The following is a 19,271-nucleotide window of genomic DNA, read 5'->3' on the forward strand; positions in this document are numbered from 1 at the left end:
GTGGAATGTGAAGGCGATCCGTCGATTCACCGTCCGTCCCGTTCTCCCCGACCCCCTCCGGCCCCTGAGTGATCTTGGCCGCGGTGCCGGCGCGCCTCGACCAGCTCGCGGGCGAGCATCGCCGTCGTCCAGGCCGCGCCGCAGGCCAGCAGCAGGGTGAGGGCGGCGGCCCAGACCGGCGCGGCGGACAGGTCGTAGGCCGCGGTCACGGCCGGCGGCGCCGGTGCGAAGACGTGGTCGCGGACGGTGTGGAAGACGGCGGCCGCGCCCAGCACCAGCGCCGTCAGACAGCACAGCAGGACGGTCGCCACCAGGCACTGCCACACCCACAGCGCGACCACGGGTTCCCGGTCGGGCCACCCGGCCCGCACCAGGGCACGCGGCACCGGCACGGCGGCCGTGAGGGCGACGACGCTCAGCAGGAGCAGGCAGACGGTCATGCCATCGGTCATGCCATGGGCTCCGGATCCTGGTCGGAGGAAGGAGAGGTGCGGTACGGGGCGAAGGGCTCGGCGCGCGTTCCGCCCGCGGCCGGTCCGCCCGCCGCCAGTATGCCGGTGCCGGAGCCGAACGTCAGGACATGAGAAAGACCCACTACGCCCCGTACGACCCCCGTCACACCCAACTCCCCATCACCCCCCGTCACACCGGACGCCCCTTCACCCCCGGCCCTCCCCTACAGCGCTCCCGCCACGATCCGCCCGGTCACCTCGCCCAGCCCCACCCGGACCCCGCCCGGTCCCGGTGCCCATGCCGAGAGGGTGACGACGTCCCCGTCCTCCAGGAACGTCCGCTTGCCGTCGGGGAGTTCCAGGGGTTCGGTGCCGTTCCAGGTCAGCTCCAGCAGGGACCCGCGCTGCGACCGCTCGGGCCCGCTGACCGTGCCGGAGCCGTAGAAGTCCCCGGTGCGCAGGGAGGCGCCGTTGACGGTCATGTGGGTCAACTGCTGGGCGGCCGTCCAGTACATGGTGGAGAAGGGCGGCTCGGAGACGACATGGCCGTTGATCGCGACGGAGATCCGGATGTCGTAGCCGCCCGGGTCGATACCGGTCGCGCCGTCGTCCAGATACGGCAGCAACGCGTGCGTGCGCTCCGGCGGCGCCACCGCGGCCTCCTCCAGCGCGTCCAGCGGGGTGATCCACGCCGACACCGAGGTGGCGAAGGACTTGCCGAGGAACGGGCCGAGGGGGACGTACTCCCAGGCCTGGAGGTCGCGTGCGGACCAGTCGTTGAGGAGGCAGAGGCCGAAGACGTGGTCGCGGAAGTCGCCGAGCGCCACCGACTCGCCCATCGGGGAGGGCGCGCCGACCACGAAGCCGACCTCCGCCTCGATGTCCAGGCGGACGGAGGGGCCGAAGACGGGTGCCGGGTCGGTGGGGGCCTTGCGCTGCCCTGACGGTCGTACGACATCCGTGCCCGAGACGACCACTGTGCCCGACCGGCCGTGGTAACCGATCGGGAGGTGCTTCCAGTTGGGGGTCAGCGGGTCGGGGGCGTCCGGGCGGAAGATCTGTCCGACGTTCCGTGCGTGGTTCTCGGACGCGTAGAAGTCGACGTAGTCCGCGACCTCGAAGGGGAGGTGGAGCGTGACCGACGACAGCGGGTGGAGGAAGGGCGCGATCGTCTCCTGGTGCGCCGGGACCGTCACCCAGGCCGTCAGCGCGCGCCGTACGTCCGACCAGGCCGTGGGGCCGGCCGCGAGCAGCGGGTTCAGCGAGGGACGGGCGAGCAGGGCGGCGTACGGCGAACCGAGCGCCCGGGCCGCCGCGCCCGCGTCGAGGACGTGGTCGCCGAGCCGGACGCCGACAGTCCGCCCGTCGGACCCGTCAGCGGGCTCGGCCTCCGATCCCGCGCGCGAGAACACGCCGTACGGAAGGTTGTGGACACCGAAAGGGTCGCCCTCGGGGACGTCGAAGGGGGGCATGGGGTGCTGCCTCACTCTCACCATGTGTCGCGTTCTGACATGCGGCCGTGCCACACGTTACGGCTGAGTTGCCTGTCCTGACAGTGTCTAAAGAGTTTGCAATGTCCGAATTGGCCTTGTCGGACGGCCCAATTCCGGCTTAGCGTCCTTTGGGGGACACGGACGGGGTGGGTCCGGTCCGTAGGGGGGACGCGTGGGGGGACCCGTGGCCAAAAGCGCTGCCAGTGTGCCTTTTGAGGCTGATCGTGAAGTGCCGGGCCTGATCGTGAAGTTCGGCGACTATCCGCTGCACCACGGCGGCGTGGGGGCGATACGCAGCCTCGGCCGCCTCGGCGTGCCGATGTACGCGATCACGGAGGACGCCTACACGCCCGCCGCCGCAAGCCGCTATCTCAAGAAGGCCTTCGTCTGGCCGACCACCGGCACGGAGGACCCCGATCACCTGGTGGAGGGCCTGCTGCGCATCGGGCGCCGCATCGGCCGCCCCACCGTGCTGATTCCGACGGACGAGGAGGCCGCCGTCCTGATCGCCGAGCACCAGGACGAACTCGCCGGCCGCTTCCTCTTCCCGCGGGTGGAGCACGCGCTGCCCCGCCGGCTGGCCAGCAAGCAGGGCCTGCACGAACTGTGCGTGGAGCACGGCATCCCGAGCCCGACGGCCGCCTTTCCGCAGTCGTACGACGAGATCGTGGACTTCGCCGAGAAGGCCTCCTTCCCGGTGGTCGCCAAGAACCGCGAGGCGTTCCTGCGCCGCAGGCAGCCCGCGGTGAACGGCACGACGAGGATCGCCACCCGCGAGGGCCTGCTCACGCTCGCCCGTGACTGGGGCGAGCATCCTGGCGTGATCCTGCAGGAGTACCTGCCGCGGGAGGAGGCCGAGGACTGGATCGTGCACGCCTATTTCGACCGGGACGCGACCCCGCTGGCGATGTTCACAGGAGTGAAGGTCCGCTCCTGGCCGCCGCACGCCGGGATGACCGCGAACGCGTATGTCGTCGACAATCCGGAACTCGCGGATCTCGCCGCGCGTTTCATCAAGCAGATCGGCTTCACCGGCATCATCGACCTCGACCTGCGCTTCGACCGACGCGACGGACAGTACAAACTGCTCGACTTCAACCCCCGCATGGGCGCCCAGTTCCGGCTCTTCGAGAGCGAGTCGGGAGTGGACGTGGTCCGCGCCATGCACCTGGATCTGACCGGCCGCTCCGTCCCGGAGGGGGAACAGCGCGCCGGCCACCGGTACATCGTGGAGAACATCGACCTGCCCGCCCTCCTCGCCTACCGCCGCAGCGGCTATACGACGCCGCACGCACCGGCGCGCGCGAGCGGGACGGAGCTGGCCTGGCTCGCGGGTGACGACCCGCTGCCGTTCCTCACGATGCTCACCCGCTTCGTGCGACCTGGCGCGAAGCACCTGTATCAGCTGTGGCGCACCAACCGCCGCGGCAGCACGACCGGTTCGGGCAGCTAGCCAGCCAGCTCAGTCAGCAGTACCGGCCGCCCGAGCCGGCCACGAAGTGGCGAATTGAACGTCCTGGGGAGGGACTTCGTGATGCAACCGGTAGCTGTCATCGGCGCCGGGCCGTTCGGCCTGTCGACCGCCGCCCACCTGCGAGCACGCGGCATTCCGGTGCGCGTCTTCGGCGACCCCATGGTCAGCTGGCGCGACCACATGCCCGTCGGCATGCTGCTGAAGTCGACCCCGGTCGCCTCCAACTTCGATGCCCCGCAGCCCGGGCACAACCTCGTCGACTACTGCGACGCGGCGGGCATACCCCGCCTGGTCACCGACGAGGACATCATCCCGGTCGAGACCTTCATCGCCTACGGCGAGTGGTTCCGGCAGAAGCTGGTGCCCGAGCTGGAGCAGGTGCGGGTGGTCTCCGTCGACCGGCGCGACGGCGGCGGCTTCGACCTGAAGCTGGACTCCGGCGAGTCCTTCACCGCCCGCGCGGTCGTCGTGGCCACCGGCCTGTCCGGCCTGGAGCAACTGCCCCCGGAGCTCGCGGCCGCCGCGCCGGACGGACCGACCCCCGTGGGCCCGGTCTCGCACAGCTCCCAGCAGCACGACCTCACGCGCTACGCCGGTAAGGAGCTGATCGTCATCGGCGCGGGCCAGTCCGCGCTGGAGACGGCGGCGCTGGCGGCGGAGGCGGGCGCGCAGGTGCGGGTGGTCTCCCGCGGCCGCGGCCGGGTCGCCTTCGGGGCACCGCCCTGGCAGCAGCCGAAACTGCGCCCCGAGTCGCCGTTCGGCCGCGCCTGGTCGCTGTGGGCGCTCAGCTACTACCCGCAGCCCTACCGCTACCTCCCGGCCCAGACCCGCCACTACCTGGTCCGCCGCGTCCTCGGCCCGCTCGGCGCCTGGTGGCTGCGCGAGCGCTTCGAGGGCAAGGTCCAGGTCAGCGAGGTCGACCGGATCGTCGGCGCCGACGCGGCCGACGGCGCCCCCACCCTCACGGTCCGCACCCACGCCGGCGGCACCGACCGGCTCACCGCGGACCACGTCATCGCGGCCACCGGATACCGCGTCGACATAGCGGCCATGGACTTCCTCGGCCACGAACTGCGCACCCACCTCGCGGTGAGCCGCGGCGCGCCCAAGCTGGGCGCGGGATACGTCTCGTCCATCCCCGGCCTGTACTTCACGGGCCTGCCGGCCGCGTCCTCGTACGGCCCGGTGATGCGGTTCGTGTGCGGCACGGAGTTCGCGTCCCCGCGACTGGCGAAGCATCTGGCGGCGGCGCACGGGTAGTCGCGAGCCCGGCCGGGTGAGGACGGTCCGACAGGTCCGCTCACCCGGCCGGCGATCGCACTACGAATCCCCCCGGTACCGGCCCAGCGTCCTCAGTCCCGGCAGCGCCCTGTCCTGGAAGTCGAACAGCGCCAGGTTCTCCCACGCGTTGCCGGACGTCGGGTCGGTCGGGTCCCAGCCGTCGCCGGCCCGGTAGGTCCAGACGCCCTCCCAATAGCAGTAGCCCAGCCCCTTGCCGCCCGGCACGCCCGCCATCAGGTCGGCGACCGTGCGCAGCCACGCCGCCTGCCCCGCCGGCGTGGCCGGGTACCCCGGTGTGAGCTGTGACGGGTCGTACAGGATGTCGTTCGTTGCGTCCTCGCTCTCCAGCGTGAACGGGTACGCCGTCTCCGCGATCACCACCGGCTTGCCGTAACGCGCCGCCAGATCCGCCAGGTTGGCCGCCGCCGCTTCCGGGGTGCCGTGCCAGAACGGGTAGTACGACTGGGCGATGATGTCGAAGTCCACCTCGTCGGCCACCACGTTGTCGTACCACCAACGGGACGTGCCGTTGTCGCCGCCCGAGGCGATGTGAAGCATCGTGCGGATGCGGGGCGTGGTGTCGCGGGCCGCGCTGAGGCCGGCCTTGAGGAACGTCGTCAGGTTGCCCCAACCCCCGGCGTCGTCACCCCAGTTCTTGCCGGTGGGCCAGAGCAGGCCGCCGTTGATCTCGTTGCCGATCTGGACCAGGTCCGCCGGAGTGCCCTGGCGGCGCAACGCGCCCAGCACGTCGGCGGTGTGGTCGTAGACCGCCCTCGTCAGGCCCGCCATATCCAGGTCCGCCCAGGCCGCCGGTTTGGTCTGGTGCGCCGGGTCGGCCCAGGTGTCGGAGTAGTGGAAGTCGACCCAGATGCCGATGCCCGCCCGGCGGAGCCGCTTGGCCAGCGGCAGGATCCGCTTCTTGTTGTTGTAGCCGTCGGCCGGGTTCACCCAGACCTTGAGGCGGGCGTGCGTGACACCGGCGTCCGCCAGGATGCGGATCGGATCGTCCCGGCGGCCGTCCGCCCGGCGGTACACGGCGCCGAACGCCTCGTCCTTCGGCAACGACGAGATGTCCATCCCCCGGATCTCCAACCGGCGCCGCTCACCGGCGAATGCGGGTGCCGCGCCCAGCACCGGCACCGCGAGCGCGGCGGCGCCGACCGCACCGGCCGCCGTAAGAACACTGCGTCTGCGCATCACGAAGCTTCCTTTCACCAAGTAACCGAAGAAACAAGCGAGTTGAGCAGAGGTTCAGCGCGGGTCCCGGAACACCTCCACCCCGCCCGCCGGCACCGCCGCCCGACCCCCGTCCGGCAGCACCACCTTCACCTCGCCCCCGGTGTGGTTCACGTAGAACCGGAACGTCCCCGACTCGCCCTCCCGTACGACGAGTTCGACATCGCGAGGCAGGTCACCGGGGGCGATCCCGGCGTCCGCGAGGGCGAGGTCGACGACGGAGGCGAGGTCGGCGCCGGTCAGCCGGGTCGCCAGGTACCACGCCGCCCCCGACCCCACCGCATGCCGCGTCAGCGCCGCCCCGCCCGCCGTACGCCCCTCGGCGAAGACCGCGACGACCTCGCATCCGTCGCCAGGCACCACCACCTCGGACCACAGATCGGCCTCGTACGACTCGGATTCACCGCCGCCCCCGACCCGCCGCACACCCACCGTCTCGCCCGGCAGCAACGGGTCGAACTCCTCGACCGTCAGGCCGAGTACGTCCCGCAGCGCCCCCGGATACGCCCCGGGATGCAGCGTGTCGTTCTCATCGACGATCCCCGAGAAGAACGACACCAGCAGCGTCCCGCCCCGTGACACGTACCGCTTCAGATCGGCCCCCACCCCGACCGGCGCCGCGTACAACTGCGGTACCACCAGCAGCGGATACCGTGCCGGGTCCAGGTCCCCCAACCCCGTCGGCGGCAGGAAGTCCACCGTCAAGTGGCGGTCGTACAGCGCCTCGTAGAAGGAATCCAGCCGTTCCCGCGCGTCCAGGTCCTGGCTCGGGCGCCACTCCAGGCCCTGCGCCCACCAGGAGTCCCACGACCACACCATCGCCACGTCACCCCGCGTCCGCGTGCCCTGCAGGCCGGCCCGGCCCAAGTCCGCGACACGGCGGCCGAGTTCGGTGACCTCGCGCCAGCCCCGGTTGTCCCTGCCGGCGTGCGCCAGCATCGCCGTGTGGAACTTCTCCGCGCCCGACCGCGACTGCCGCCACTGGAAGAACATCGCGCCCTCGGAACCCCGGGCCACGTGCCCGAGTGAGTTCCGCGCCATCTCGCCGGGGCGCTTCGCCGGGTTGTACGGCTGCCAGTTGACCCCCGACGTGGCGTGTTCAAGGAGCAGCCACGGGCCACCGCCCGCCACCGAGCGCGTCAAGTCCGCGGCCAGCGCCAGGTTCACGTGCGTGCGGCGGCCGTCCGTCATCAGGTAGTGGTCGTTGGTGACGAGGTCGACCTCCTTCGCCCAGGCCCAGTAGTCGACGGTCTGGCCCTGGCTCGGGGCGACCATGAAGTTGGTGGTGACGGGGACGCCGGGGGAGAGCCGGTGCAGGATGTCCCGCTCGGCGACGAAGTTGGCGCGGGCCTGGGCGTCGGCGAAGCGCCGGTAGTCCAGTTGCTGGGTCGGATTGCAGACGGACGGGGTCGCCCGGGGTGGGGTGATCTCCTCCCAGTCGCCGTACTGCTGGCCCCAAAAGGCCGTCCCCCAGGCCTCGTTGAGGGCGTCGAGCGTGCCGTGCCGGTCCTGGAGCCAGACCCGGAAGGCGGCCGCGCAGGTGTCGCAGTAGCAGGCGAGGACGGGTGCGCCGTACTCGTTGTGGACGTGCCACAGGACCACCGCGGGGTGGCTGCCGTAGCGCTCGGCCAGGGCCCGCGTGATCGTGGCCGCCGCCGCCCGGTACTCCGGGTTGGAGTGGCAGATCGCGCCGCGCGACCCGAAGGACAGACGGACGCCCTCGCGGGTCACGGGCAGGGCGTCGGGGTGCGCCCGGTAGAACCACGCCGGCGGTACGACGGTCGGCGTGCCGAGGTTCACCGCGATGCCGGCCTCGTGCAGCAGGGCGATGACCGTGTCCAGCCACTCCCAGTCGTACTCGCCGGGTCGGGGCTCCATGCGGGCCCAGGAGAAGACGCCGAGGGAGACCGTCGTGACCCCGGCCTCGCGCATCAGCCGGACGTCCTCGGCCCACACCTCCGGTGGCCACTGCTCGGGGTTGTAGTCACCCCCGAAGGCGAGCGGCGGGCGGTCGTGCGGGGCGGGGGACGGCATGGAGTTCGCTCCTGTTTCTGTGATCGTGCACATAGCCAACCGAGGGTGCCATTCGTCGGTCTGTTCGTCGACAACAGGTAGGTAACCCCAGGCTTCATCCATTGACAAGGGTCCGAAACACTTCTCTACTGTGCACGATCACAGAGCCGTTCGGTCGAGCCCGTTCGGTCAGGCCCGTTCAGCCAGAGCCGTTCAACCAGAGCCGTTCAGTCAGGGGAGATGAAGATGTCGATCCACCGCCATCAACTCAGCAGGCGCAGCATCCTCGCCGGGGCAGCAGCTGTCGGCCTCACCGGCACCCTCGCCGCCTGTGGCGGTTCCGACGACGACTCCGGCGAGAGCAGCGGGCCGGTCAAGCTGACCTACTGGGCCTGGGCGCCGAACATGGACAAGGTCGCCGCGATCTGGAACAAGAAGAACCCGGACATCACGGTCACCGTGTCCAAGCAGGCCGCCGGCAAGGACATCGTCTCCAAGCTGATCACCGCGAAGAAGGCGGGCAACGCCCCCGACCTGATCCAGGTCGAGTACCAGTCGCTGCCGACGCTGGTCTCCAACGACGTGCTCGCGGACATCTCGAAGTACGCGAAGTCCGCCAAGTCCCAGTTCGCCGAGGGCCTTTGGGGCATGGTCACGCTCGGCACCGACGCGGTCTACGCGATACCGCAGGACTCCGGCCCGCTGATGTTCTTCTACCGCGAGGACCTGTTCAAGCAGCACGACCTGACCGTCCCGGCGACCTGGGACGACTTCGCCAAGACCGCCCGCGCCGCCAAGAAGGCCGTCCCGGACGCCTACTTGACGACGTTCTCCTCCAACGACCCCGGTCTGTTCGCGGGGTTGTCCCAGCAGGCCGGCGCCAAGTGGTGGACCGTGGGCGACGGCGGCAAGTGGACCGTCGGCATCGACGACGCGGCCACCAAGAAGGTCGCCGACTTCTGGGGCGGTCTCGTCCAGGAGGGCGCGATCGACAACCAGCCCATGTACACGCCGGCTTGGAACAACGCCCTGAACAAGGGCACCCACCTCGCCTGGGTCTCCGCCGTGTGGGCGCCCGGGGTGCTGGTCGGCTCGGCCCCCGACACCAAGGGCAAGTGGCGGATGGCGCCGCTGCCGCAGTGGAGCGCGGGCGAGGACGTCACCGGCAGCTGGGGCGGCTCCTCCACCGGCATCTCCACCGACTCCAAGCACGCCGAGGCCGCGGCCAAGTTCGCGAACTGGCTGAACACCGACCCGGAGGCGCTGGCCGCCCTGGTCAAGGAGGCCGGCATCTACCCGGCGGCCACCAAGGGCCAGTCCGGCGCGGTGCTCACCCCGCCCGCGTTCTTCCCGAACCAGACCGACTTCTACGACACGGCCGCCAAGATCGCCGCCACCACGGCCGCGTCCGCCTGGGGCCCGAACGTCCAGGTCGCCTACGACACCTTCAGCGACGCGTTCGGCAAGGCCACCAAGGCGAAGAAGGCCGCCCAGTTCGACACCGCGCTCGCCACCATGCAGTCGGCGACCTTCACCGACATGAAGAAGCAGGGCTTCAAGGTGACCGAGGCATGACCAGCACTCCGCTCAAGGGCACCGACCGGCTGACGGCCGGGCCCTTGGCGGACGGCACCGCCACCTCCGTCCGCCCCCGCCGCCTCCGTCGTGGCCGCAGCGCGCCGTACTGGTTCCTCGTACCGGCCGTGCTCCTGTTCGCCGCCTTCACCGTCGTGCCGATCGGGTACGCGGTGTGGCTCAGTCTCCACAAGGTCCAGGTCAAGGGCATCGGCCTCGGCAAGGGCGCCCGCGAGCAGGTGTGGAACGGCATCGGGAACTACACCGCCGTCTTCGAGGACTCCGAGTTCGGCCACAGCGTCCTGCGCGCCTTCGGCTACGGCCTGATCGTCATCCCCACGATGCTCGGTCTGGCGCTGGTTTTCGCGCTGATGCTGGACACCCCGCAGGCGCGCAGCGCCAAGTTCGCCCGCCTCGCGATCTTCCTGCCGTACGCCGTCCCCGGCATCATCGCGGCCCTGATGTGGGGCTTCCTCTACCTGCCGACGGTCAGCCCCTTCTACTACCTCCTGCGCGAGTTCGACCTCCCGCAGCCGGACCTGTTCGACGGCGGCAACCTGTACCTGTCCTTCGCGAACATCGCGGTGTGGGGCGGCACCGGCTTCAACATGATCGTGATCTACACGGCCCTGCGCTCGATCCCGCAGGAGATCTACGAGGCCGCCCGCATCGACGGCGCGTCCGACCTGAAGATCGCCCTGCGGATCAAGATCCCGATCGTGATGCCGTCCCTGGTGCTCACGTTCTTCTTCTCGGTCATCGCCACGCTCCAGGTCTTCACCGAGCCCATGGCGCTCAAGCCGCTGACCAACGGCCTCTCCAGTTCCTGGAGTCCGCTGATGGCCATCTACGACGCCGCCTTCCTCAGGTCGGACATCTACGGCGCCTCCGCCACCGCCGTGGTGCTGGCCCTGGCGACCTTCGCGCTCTCCTTCACGCTGCTGCGCGTCTCCGACCGCTACACCCGGGAGGACCGGGCATGACCCTCCTCACCCTCACCGCCACCGACGCCCGCCCGGGCCTCAGCAAGCCGAGGCGCACCGCCTGGGTGCCCACCGTGGTGCTGATCATCGGCTCGCTGTACTGCCTGATCCCCGTGGTCTGGGTGGTCATCGCGGCGAGCAAGGGCCAGGGCGAACTCTTCTCCACCTTCACCTTCGCCCCCGGCACCGGCTTCCTCGACAACTTCAAGGAGCTGAGCTCCTACCGGGACGGCATCTACTGGGAGTGGATGGCCAACTCCCTTCTGTACGCGGGCGGCGGCGCCCTGCTCTCCGCCGCGGTCTCGGCCGCCGGCGGCTACGCGCTGGGCCGATTCGCCTTCCGGGGACGGGAGTTCGTCTTCAAGCTGATGCTGGCCGGCGTCCTGGTCCCGAGCATCGTGCTGACGGTCCCGCAGTACCTGCTCCTCTCGAAGCTGGGCCTGGCCGACTCGTACTGGTCGATGCTCCTGCCGTCGATCCTCTCCCCGTACGGCGTCTACCTCGTCCGCATCTACGCGGCCGCCTCCGTGCCCGCCGAACTCCTCGAAGCGGCCCGCATGGACGGCGCGAGCGAGTGGCGGATCTTCTCGCGGATCGCGGTGCCGATGATGATGCCGGGCCTCATCACGGTGTTCCTGTTCCAGTTCGTCGGCATCTGGAACAACTTCCTGCTGCCGTACGTGATGCTCGCGGACGACACCAAGTTCCCGATCACGCTGGGCCTTTACACCCTGCTCAACCAGGGCGCCTCCCAACCCGCCCTCTACACCCTGGTCATCATGGGCTGCTTCCTCGCGATCCTGCCGCTGATCGGACTCTTCCTGGTGATCCAGCGTTTCTGGTCCCTGGATCTGCTCAGCGGCTCGGTCAAGGCGTGAGAAGTATGTAGCGAGTACCTCCCCCCACCGCACTGAACCGGCAGAACGAGGAACATGGCCACCAGTCCGAACGGACGCCGTAAACCGCCCACCATCCACGACGTGGCCCGGGAGGCAGGGGTCTCCCGGGGGACCGTCTCCCGGTTCCTGAACGGGGGCCACTACGTCTCACCGGCCGCCCGCACCGCCGTGGAGTCGGCGATCAGGAAGACGGGGTACGTCGTCAACCGGCATGCCCGCAGCCTGAGTACGGGACGGTCGGACTCGGTGGCGTTCCTCCTCACCGAGCCGCAGGAGAAGTTCTTCGAGGACCCCAACTTCAATGTGCTGCTGCGGGGTTGCACCGAGCACCTGGCCCGGCACGACATCCCGCTGCTGCTGATGCTGGCCTCGTCCGAGGACGACCGGCGCCGTCTCACCCGGTACATCACTTCGGGTCACGTCGACGGCGTCCTGCTCGTCTCCAACCACAGCGGCGACCCGGTCGCGGCCGAACTCCGCGACGCCGGCATCCCGTTGGTGGCCTGCGGCAAACCGGTCGGCCTCGGCTCCAAGGTCAGCTACGTGGCGGCGGCCGACCGCGAGGGCGCCCAGGAGATGGTGCGCCATCTCATCTCCCGCGGCCGACGCCGTATCGGCATGGTCACCGGACCGCTCGACACCGCTGGCGGTCCCGACCGGTTGGCCGGCTACCGCGACGTCCTCACCGAGGCAGGCCTGCCCTACGACCCGGCACTCGTCGTCGAGGGCGACTACCGCCGCACCGGCGGCGAGCGGGCCGCCCGCGCACTCCTGGACCGGACCCCGGACATCGACGCGGTGTTCGTGGCCTCCGACCTCATGGCCCTCGGCGTCGTCAACACCCTTCAGCAGTCCGGCCGTTCGGTCCCCGATGACATCGCTGTCGGCGGCTTCGACGACTCGGCCGCGGCCACCGCGGGCACCCCGGCGCTCACCACCATGCGCCAGCCCTACGACCGCATCAGCGCCGAGATGGTCCGCATGCTGCTCGCGCAGATCGCCGGCGAGGACACGGCGGGGGTGCTGCTGCCGACGGAGTTGGTGATCAGGGAGTCGGCGTGACCCGAACTCCGGTTGTCCACGCACATGTAGTCAGCAACCGTCCGGTTCGCGTCGAGTTAGCCGGGCTTTCCATCCGTATTCTCTGATCATGGCCGCACCCCTCGCATATTCACTCATCGCCACGGATCTGGACGGCACCCTGCTCCGGGGCGACGACACCCTCTCCGACCGGTCTCTCGCCGCGCTCGCGCGGGCGGTCGGCGCCGGGGCCCGCCATCTCGTCGTGACCGGACGGCCGGCCCCGAGAGTGCGACCGCTCCTCGACGACCTGGGGAGCAGGGGGCTCGCGGTGTGCGGGCAGGGCGCGCAGGTGTACGACGCCGGCGCGGACCGGCTGCTCTGGTCGGTCACCCTGGACCGGGAGTTGGCCGAGACCGCGCTCGGCAAGATCGAGGCGGAGGTCGGGCAGGTGTACGCGGCCGTGGACCAGGACGGCGTCGACGGACTCACGCTCATCGAACCCGGCTACCTCATGCCGCACCCCACCCTGCCCGCCGTCCAGGTCGGCCGCCGCGACGACCTGTGGCACGAACCGATCAGCAAGGTGCTGCTGCGCCATCCCGACCTGTCCGACGACGAGTTGGCCACGACGGCCCGCACAGTGGTGGGTTCACTGGCCACCGTCACCATGTCGGGACCCGGCACCGTCGAACTCCAGCCATGCGGCGTCACCAAGGCGACCGGCCTCGCCCTGGCCGCCCGCCACCTGGGCCTGGGCCCGCACGAGACGATCGCCTTCGGCGACATGCCCAACGACATCCCCATGTTCGACTGGGCCGCCCACGGAGTGGCCATGGCCAACGCCCACCCCGAACTCAAGGCGGTGGCAGACGAGGTGACGACGTCGAACGAGGACGACGGCATCGCCGTAGTCCTGGAACGACTATTCCCACAGCGCCCCTGATAGGCCCGAAGGGCCTTCAGGGGCGCGGGGAACTGCGCGACCAGCCACGACGGCGCCGCAGCCGCAAACGAACACATCGCGGCACTTCCCATCGCGGCCGATCCGACGGAGTCAGTACGCCCCGTAGACGTTGTCGATCGAGCCGTAAACCGCCGCCGCGTAGTTGCAGGCCGCCGTGATGTTCGCGACCGGGTCGTACGGGTCGAAGGACGTGCCGGCCACGTGGTACGCGGCGAAGGTCGGGTCGATCACCTGGAGCAGGCCCTTGGACGGGGTGCCGGCCACCGCGTTGGAGTCCCAGTTGTTGATGGCGTACTGATTGCCGGACGACTCACGGATCACGTTGCGGTAGATGCCGTCGTACGTGCCCGGGATCCCGTTCTGCGCCATGACCTGGAGCGAGGCGCGGATCCAGCCGTCGAGGGTGTTGGAGTACCCCAGCGACGCGGCGGTCACCGTCGACGAGGGAGCCGCGGACGCGGTGGTCGCGCCGATGACGGGGAGGGCGAGCACCGCGGCCCCCGTGCCGAGCACGGCGAGCTTGCGGGCGAGGCGGGAGTTGCGGCTGCGACGGTGCTGAGCGGATGCAGGCATGACGAGGTTCCTCTCCGTCGCCTGCGAGGTGAGCTGTCGGGTTCGGGCTGGGAGGTGCCCGGCCACGCCCTTGCGGACGCGACTTAACCCCAAGCCGTCCCGGTCGCGCTGACCGGTCCGGCGACTTACCTGGGTCCCCCGCTCCTGCCGTGCGGTGAGTTCGTGACTGGGATGCCGGGCGGCGGCAGGATTCGGCGTTCCACCCGACAGGGCGGGAACGTATGCGAGAGCACATGTCCGGAACAAGTACCGGATTCACACATCGACCCTATTGACCTTGGTCTGAGGCCTATGGGGCGCTTGATCCTTTGCGCCTGCCAAGAGTCAACTGGCAAGCGGCGGAAGGAGAAACGCCGACATGTCGGGGCACAGGGCATACACAGAAACGCGTGACCCAAGTCACGGCAGGATTAAGAACGGCAAAACGGGCATTCATCCTCAACTGGCAGTTCTCGGAATCCTCTTCTCCCAGGTCCGATGAAAGATCACCTCACCGCCTTCGGTGCAGATCACCTCATTCGAGGTAATAAATTCCGTTTCGTCGCACGTAATCTCCGACCGGGTGCGCACGGTGGTGTCCCAGGCCTGCTCCGGCCGATGCAGCCGGATCGACCAGTCGGACCGCGTACGCGCCGACAACGGATCCGACTCGTCGATCGTGTACGTCTCCAGCGCGTCCTCGGTGAACTCCAACCCGTCCGGATACACCCGGGTCCCGCCGTACCGCGGGTCCACCTCCAGCCGCCACTCACCCTTCGCGACATCCCGCACGACCACCCGCTCGGGCCGCGGCTCGTCCAACGTGGCCGGGTAGTTGACCCCGAGCGGCTCGGCCTCCTCGGGCCCCTCGAAGCGAATGCCGTCCGTCGATTCCCGTTCCCGCACCGGGAGTTCGAGCGCGCTGCCCTCCGGGTCCATCGTGAAGCCGGCCGCCGACTCCGGCTGGGGCCAGATCCACGGCCAGTACGCCGAGGACACCGCGAGCCGGATGCGATGCCCGGCCGGGACGGCGTACCCGATGCCGTTCAGCTCGAAGGTCACGTCCTCCACCGCGCCCGGCGTCCAGGGCACCGCCCGCTCCCGGCCGAACCGCGCCGACAGATTCAGCACCCCGCGCGTGATCAGCGTCGACGCTCCGTCCGGCGCCACATCGCACAGCCGGGCGATCACCTGCCCCCGCGCCACCTCCGAGGTCAGCCGCAACCGCACCCTCGGCCGCCCCAGCACCCAGGTCTCCGCCGGCACCTCGAACTCGAAGCACGCCGAGCGCGCGTCCTCGTCCCGCTGGTCCGGCGGCAGATCGGCGTCGTTCCCGAAGGGGAAGAACCGGCCCGCGTCCACCCCCGTGTGCATGGGCGACCGCACGATCGCGGGTGCGCCACGCAGCCCGTACGTCGTCGTCTTGACGTGCGGCGAGGGCCAGGCCGGCTCGCCGACCCAGCGGCCGGGCAGGGTCTCGTAGACCGTGGCCGGCGGGTGCGCGTCGCTGACGTAGGAGCGCAGCAGGGGGTCGGCCATGACGCCGGTGTCCTTGCCCTTCAGCCAGTGGTCCCACCAGCGCAGGGTCTCCTGGAGGAAGCCGATCGCCGGGCCCGGCGGCAGGCCGCGGTCCGGGTACTGGTGGGACCAGGGGCCGATCAGCCCCCGTACCCGGTCCGCCGGAAGGTGCTCGACGAGCCGCAGCACGGTGTCGCGGTACGGGTCGTGCCAGCCGCCCACCGCCAGGACGGCCGCGTCGATCGCGCCGTAGTCCTCGCAGACGCTGCCGTGCCGCCAGTAGTCGTCCCGGGTCTGGTGGGCGAGCCAGGTGTGGATGAAGGGGTCGACGGCCTCCAGGCGTTTGAGCCACATGTCCCGCCATTCCTCGCCCACATGGAGCGGGTCCGGCGGGCGGGAGACGAAGGCGAGCATGGTCGCCGCCCACGCGTGCATGTCGACGGCGAGGGCGGAACCACCCATGTAGTGCACGTCGTTGTCATAACGGTCGTCCGTGGAGCAGACGGTGACGACCGCCTTGAGCGGCTCGGGTGCGAGGGCCGCCAGCTGGAGGGAGTTGAAGCCGCCCCAGGAGATGCCGAACATGCCCACCTTGCCGTCGCACCAGGGCTGCGCGGCAAGCCAGTTGACCACTTCCACCCCGTCGGCCAGCTCGGTCGCCGAGTACTCGTCACCCGGCATGCCCTCGCTGTTGCCGTGCCCGCGCACGTCGACCCGGACGGAGGCGTAGCCGTGCCCGGCGTACCAGGGGTGGCGCTGGGCGTCGCGGGGCGCGGTCCAGTCGGTCAGGCGGTACGGCAGGTATTCGAGGAGCGCCGGTACGGGCTCCTCGGTGAGCGGGCGCCATACGCGGGCGTACAACCGCGTTCCGTCGGGCAGCCGGACACGGAGGTCCTCGTGAGTCGTCTCGTACGGGAAGGACGTTCTGATGTGCATGAGCGTGACCCCAGTGGCTGCGTGGGCTTCAGTGGACTCGGCTGTAATGGACTCGGCTTCAGTGGACCGGGTGCATCGTGCGGCGCAGCCAGGGCGCCGCGGCGATCACCGCGAGGCCCGCGGCCACCGCGATCGCGCCGTTGACGCCGAAGTAGGCCGGCTTGGAGACGTCGTCGTAGAGCTTCACCGTCTGGGCCTGGATGCCGTTGGCGAGCGCGAGGGACAGGAACCAGAGGGACATGGTCTGGCTGGAGAAGGCGGCCGGGGCGAGCTTGGTGGTCGCGGACATGCCGGAGGTCTCCAGGAGGATGTCGCCGAGGCCGAGCAGCAGGTAGGAGCCGACGATCCACCAGACCGACATCAGGTAGTCGTCGCCGCTGTGTCCGCTGGTCGGCAGGACCATCAGCAGGAAGGACAGGCCGCCCAGCACGACCCCGATCGCGATCTTGTTGGAGGCGTGCGGCTGGCGCGGACCCATCCGCACCCACAGCGCGGCGACCACGGGCGCGAGCCCGACCTCGAAGGCGCCGAGCGCGGAGGCGTACCAGCTGGCCGGGAAGTCGAAGCCAAGGATGGACGTCTCGGCGTTGGTCGAGGCCAGCAGCATCATCGTCGAGTACGCCTGGAAGAGGATGAAGTTGAAGACCGTGGAGGCGAGGAACAGCACGATGTACGGGCGCAGCCGGCCGCGTTCGTCCGCAGTCACGCGCGGGCTCATGAACATCACCGCGAAGTAGACGACCGGGGCGATCACGGAGACCACCGTGAGCAGGTCGACGAAGCGGTCCATGGTCAGCCAGCCGATGCCGGCGAGCAGTACCGCGAGGGCGGCGGCGACCAGGATCCCGGCGACGATCAGCCGGACCGCCCGGCGCATCCCCTCCGGCGCGAGCGCGAACTCCGCCGTGTTGCTGCGCCCGGCCAGGTGACGGCGCCCGGCGACGTACTGGATCAGTCCGAAGGTCATGCCGACGGCCGCCGCCGAGAAGCCCCAGTGCCAGCCTTTGTGGTCGCCGAGCCAGCCGGTGATCAGCGGGCCCGCGAAGGCGCCCACGTTGATCGCCATGTAGTAGAGCGCGAAACCTGCGTCCCGGCGCTCGTCGTCGGTGCGGTACAGCTTGCCGACCATGGTGGCCACGTTCGGCTTGAGCAGCCCGGTGCCTCCGCTGATCAGCCCGAGGCCCACCCAGGTCATGGTCGGCGTCGGCACGGCCATCGCGTAGTGGCCGCAGGCGATCAGGATGCCGCCCCACAGGACCGAGCGGTACGAGCCGAGGATGCGGTCGGCGAGCCAGCCGCCGGCGACCGAGACCAGGTAGACGAGGGTGCCGTAGGCGGCGGAGACGGAGGCGGCGGTGCCGTCCGACATGCCCATGCCGCCGTGGGCGACGGAGTCCGCGAAGTAGAGGACGAGGATGGCCTGCATGCCGAGGAACGAGAAGCGTTCCCAGACCTCCAGACCGGAGAGGGTGAGCAGGCCTTTGGGCTGGCCGAAGAAGGCGTGGTCGTCCTCGGGCGGCGGCCGGTCCTCGGGTTCGACGTCTGCCTCGGTTCGGGACACGCTCCACTGCTTCCTGGTAAGTCGCTACATGTCCATCCTTATCAAGTGATCAAAAACATACCCGTCGTGATCGGATATCGCCCGGGCTGCACAGGTGGGTGGCATAGGTGCCCGCCAGGGCAGCACGCGTGGGCGGCATCGGTGATCGAAACTTGACCGGATACGCTGACTTGAGTGATGGCAGCGACCTATCGACAAACCGTGTAACCACCCGTGGACACCAGCAGACAGGAGATCCCTCGTGACCGTCGTCGGGCCGTTCGGGCTGAGCGTGCGGGACCAGGCTCTGGAAGCCGATGTCCAGGCGGGGATGGCCGCTGTCGAGGAGGGACTGCTCGAAGCCACCAAGAGTGAGGTCCCCTTCATCACGGAGGCCGCGCAGCACCTCGTGCGGGCCGGCGGCAAGCGGTTCCGGCCACTGCTGGTCATGCTCGCCGCGCAGTTCGGGGACCGTTACGCGCCGGGGATCGTGCCGTCCGCCGTGGTGGTGGAGCTGACCCACCTCGCGACGCTGTACCACGACGACGTCATGGACGAGGCGACCGTGCGTCGCGGGGTCGACAGCGCCAACACCCGCTGGGGCAACTCGGTGGCCGTCCTCACGGGCGACTTCCTGTTCGCCCGCGCCTCGCACATACTGGCCGACCTCGGCCCCGAGGCGGTCCGGGTGCAGGCCGAGGCGTTCGAACGCCTGGTGACCGGCCAGATCCTGGAGACCGCGGGTCCGCAGGACGGCCGGGACCCGATCGACCACTACCTGGACGTGCTGGCCGGCAAGACGGGCTCCCTGGTCGCGGTCTCGTGCCGCTTCGGCGCGCTGATGTCCGGCGCCGACGAGACGGTCGTCGACGTGCTCACGCAGTACGGCGAGCGGCTCGGCGTCGCCTTCCAACTCGCGGACGACGTCCTGGACATCGCCTCCGACTCGCACGAGTCCGGCAAGACGCCGGGCACCGATCTGCGCGAGGGCATCCCGACCATGCCCGTGCTGCGGCTGCGCGAGCGGGTGGCGCGGCTCGGCCTCGCCGAGGACATCGCCCTGTGCGAGCTGCTGGACTCCGACCTGACCGACGACGCCCGGCACGCCGAGGCGCTGGCGGGACTGCGGGAGCACCCCGCGCTGGAGCAGGCGCGGCGGGACACGGTCCGGTACGCCGAGGACGCGCGGGCCGCGCTGGCGCCGCTGCGGGAGTGCGACGCGAAGTCGGCGCTGGTGGAGCTGTGCGACGCGGTGGTGCACCGGGCGGGCTGAGGTCCGCCCGGCACGGTGTCCATAGCTGGGCCAGGACCTAAGCTGGGCCAGGACCTAGG

15 protein-coding genes, 1 pseudogene and 1 riboswitch are annotated in these 19,271 nt (G+C 70.1%); of the genes and pseudogenes, 8 read left to right on the top strand and 8 right to left on the bottom strand.

What is annotated here, in order from left to right; genetic code table 11:
* Positions 1-74: 74 nt before the first annotated feature.
* From ACWDR3_RS20060 to fahA, 3 genes and pseudogenes are all read right to left on the bottom strand, one after another.
* Positions 75-440, bottom strand: a pseudogene (locus ACWDR3_RS20060) (M56 family peptidase); the annotation flags it as partial.
* Positions 441-448: 8 nt separating this feature from the next.
* Entirely contained in the window at positions 449-646 is a 198-nt protein-coding gene (locus ACWDR3_RS20065) for a hypothetical protein (RefSeq protein ID WP_450353845.1), read from the bottom strand.
* Positions 647-676: 30 nt separating this feature from the next.
* A complete protein-coding gene (gene fahA / locus ACWDR3_RS20070) occupies positions 677-1,924 on the bottom strand; it encodes a fumarylacetoacetase (RefSeq protein ID WP_450353846.1) in 1,248 nt (415 codons plus the stop codon).
* A 226-nt stretch (positions 1,925-2,150) separates the two neighbouring features.
* Between fahA and ACWDR3_RS20075 the strand changes: the two genes are divergently transcribed.
* A complete protein-coding gene (locus ACWDR3_RS20075; protein ID WP_450353906.1) occupies positions 2,151-3,398 on the top strand; it encodes a carboxylate--amine ligase in 1,248 nt (415 codons plus the stop codon).
* A gap of 78 nt (positions 3,399-3,476) precedes the next feature.
* Positions 3,477-4,679: an FAD-dependent oxidoreductase gene (locus tag ACWDR3_RS20080; protein ID WP_450353847.1), complete on the top strand. Its 1,203-nt coding sequence runs from the start codon at positions 3,477-3,479 to the stop codon at positions 4,677-4,679.
* Positions 4,680-4,739: 60 nt separating this feature from the next.
* Here ACWDR3_RS20080 and ACWDR3_RS20085 read toward each other — a convergent pair whose 3' ends face one another.
* Both ACWDR3_RS20085 and ACWDR3_RS20090 read right to left on the bottom strand, forming a co-directional pair.
* Entirely contained in the window at positions 4,740-5,897 is a 1,158-nt protein-coding gene (locus ACWDR3_RS20085) for a glycoside hydrolase family 53 protein (RefSeq protein ID WP_450353848.1), read from the bottom strand.
* Positions 5,898-5,951: 54 nt separating this feature from the next.
* On the bottom strand, positions 5,952-7,970 hold the full coding sequence (locus ACWDR3_RS20090) for a beta-galactosidase (protein ID WP_450353849.1): 2,019 nt from the start codon (positions 7,968-7,970) through the stop codon (positions 5,952-5,954).
* Positions 7,971-8,189: 219 nt separating this feature from the next.
* On the opposite strand from ACWDR3_RS20090, the gene ACWDR3_RS20095 reads away from it, so the two are divergent.
* The 5 genes from ACWDR3_RS20095 (at position 8,190) to ACWDR3_RS20115 (ending at position 13,372) form a co-directional block, all read left to right on the top strand.
* Complete coding sequence (locus tag ACWDR3_RS20095; RefSeq protein WP_450353850.1) at positions 8,190-9,524, top strand: ABC transporter substrate-binding protein; 1,335 nt, start codon at positions 8,190-8,192, stop codon at positions 9,522-9,524.
* On the top strand, positions 9,521-10,507 hold the full coding sequence (locus tag ACWDR3_RS20100; RefSeq protein ID WP_450353851.1) for a carbohydrate ABC transporter permease: 987 nt from the start codon (positions 9,521-9,523) through the stop codon (positions 10,505-10,507). The genes ACWDR3_RS20095 and ACWDR3_RS20100 overlap by 4 nt, the downstream gene beginning before the upstream one ends.
* Entirely contained in the window at positions 10,504-11,385 is an 882-nt protein-coding gene (locus ACWDR3_RS20105) for a carbohydrate ABC transporter permease (protein ID WP_450353852.1), read from the top strand. The genes ACWDR3_RS20100 and ACWDR3_RS20105 overlap by 4 nt, the downstream gene beginning before the upstream one ends.
* Positions 11,386-11,439: 54 nt before the next feature.
* Positions 11,440-12,468, top strand: coding sequence for a LacI family DNA-binding transcriptional regulator (locus ACWDR3_RS20110; RefSeq protein ID WP_450353853.1), 1,029 nt, complete (start codon positions 11,440-11,442; stop codon positions 12,466-12,468).
* An 88-nt stretch (positions 12,469-12,556) separates the two neighbouring features.
* The gene (locus ACWDR3_RS20115; protein WP_450353854.1) at positions 12,557-13,372 is read left to right on the top strand and encodes an HAD family hydrolase; all 816 of its coding nucleotides are present in this window, start codon (positions 12,557-12,559) and stop codon (positions 13,370-13,372) included.
* A gap of 111 nt (positions 13,373-13,483) precedes the next feature.
* Here the strand turns inward: ACWDR3_RS20115 and ACWDR3_RS20120 are convergent, their stop codons facing one another.
* From ACWDR3_RS20120 to ACWDR3_RS20130, 3 genes are all read right to left on the bottom strand, one after another.
* Positions 13,484-13,966, bottom strand: coding sequence for a transglycosylase SLT domain-containing protein (locus ACWDR3_RS20120; RefSeq protein ID WP_450353855.1), 483 nt, complete (start codon positions 13,964-13,966; stop codon positions 13,484-13,486).
* Positions 13,967-13,969: 3 nt separating this feature from the next.
* A riboswitch (cyclic di-AMP (ydaO/yuaA leader) is annotated at positions 13,970-14,133 on the bottom strand.
* 271 nt (positions 14,134-14,404) lie between these two features.
* Positions 14,405-16,399, bottom strand: coding sequence for a CocE/NonD family hydrolase (locus ACWDR3_RS20125; RefSeq protein ID WP_450353856.1), 1,995 nt, complete (start codon positions 16,397-16,399; stop codon positions 14,405-14,407).
* 58 nt (positions 16,400-16,457) lie between these two features.
* Positions 16,458-17,960: a peptide MFS transporter gene (locus ACWDR3_RS20130; RefSeq protein WP_450353857.1), complete on the bottom strand. Its 1,503-nt coding sequence runs from the start codon at positions 17,958-17,960 to the stop codon at positions 16,458-16,460.
* A gap of 241 nt (positions 17,961-18,201) precedes the next feature.
* Between ACWDR3_RS20130 and ACWDR3_RS20135 the strand changes: the two genes are divergently transcribed.
* Positions 18,202-19,212: a polyprenyl synthetase family protein gene (locus ACWDR3_RS20135; protein ID WP_401714180.1), complete on the top strand. Its 1,011-nt coding sequence runs from the start codon at positions 18,202-18,204 to the stop codon at positions 19,210-19,212.
* Positions 19,213-19,271 lie beyond the last annotated feature (59 nt).

Source organism: Streptomyces sp. NPDC001002, assembly GCF_053599215.1.

What these genes read in the sequence shown, in the direction of transcription:
- fahA (WP_450353846.1), bottom strand. Translation starts at nt 1,924, where the DNA reads ATGCCCCCCTTCGACGTCCCCGAGGGCGACCCTTTCGGTGTCCACAAC.
- ACWDR3_RS20085 (WP_450353848.1), bottom strand. Translation starts at nt 5,897, where the DNA reads ATGCGCAGACGCAGTGTTCTTACGGCGGCCGGTGCGGTCGGCGCCGCC.
- ACWDR3_RS20090 (WP_450353849.1), bottom strand. Translation starts at nt 7,970, where the DNA reads ATGCCGTCCCCCGCCCCGCACGACCGCCCGCCGCTCGCCTTCGGGGGT.
- ACWDR3_RS20095 (WP_450353850.1), top strand. Translation starts at nt 8,190, where the DNA reads ATGAAGATGTCGATCCACCGCCATCAACTCAGCAGGCGCAGCATCCTC.
- ACWDR3_RS20100 (WP_450353851.1), top strand. Translation starts at nt 9,521, where the DNA reads ATGACCAGCACTCCGCTCAAGGGCACCGACCGGCTGACGGCCGGGCCC.
- ACWDR3_RS20105 (WP_450353852.1), top strand. Translation starts at nt 10,504, where the DNA reads ATGACCCTCCTCACCCTCACCGCCACCGACGCCCGCCCGGGCCTCAGC.
- ACWDR3_RS20110 (WP_450353853.1), top strand. Translation starts at nt 11,440, where the DNA reads ATGGCCACCAGTCCGAACGGACGCCGTAAACCGCCCACCATCCACGAC.
- ACWDR3_RS20115 (WP_450353854.1), top strand. Translation starts at nt 12,557, where the DNA reads ATGGCCGCACCCCTCGCATATTCACTCATCGCCACGGATCTGGACGGC.
- ACWDR3_RS20120 (WP_450353855.1), bottom strand. Translation starts at nt 13,966, where the DNA reads ATGCCTGCATCCGCTCAGCACCGTCGCAGCCGCAACTCCCGCCTCGCC.
- ACWDR3_RS20125 (WP_450353856.1), bottom strand. Translation starts at nt 16,399, where the DNA reads ATGCACATCAGAACGTCCTTCCCGTACGAGACGACTCACGAGGACCTC.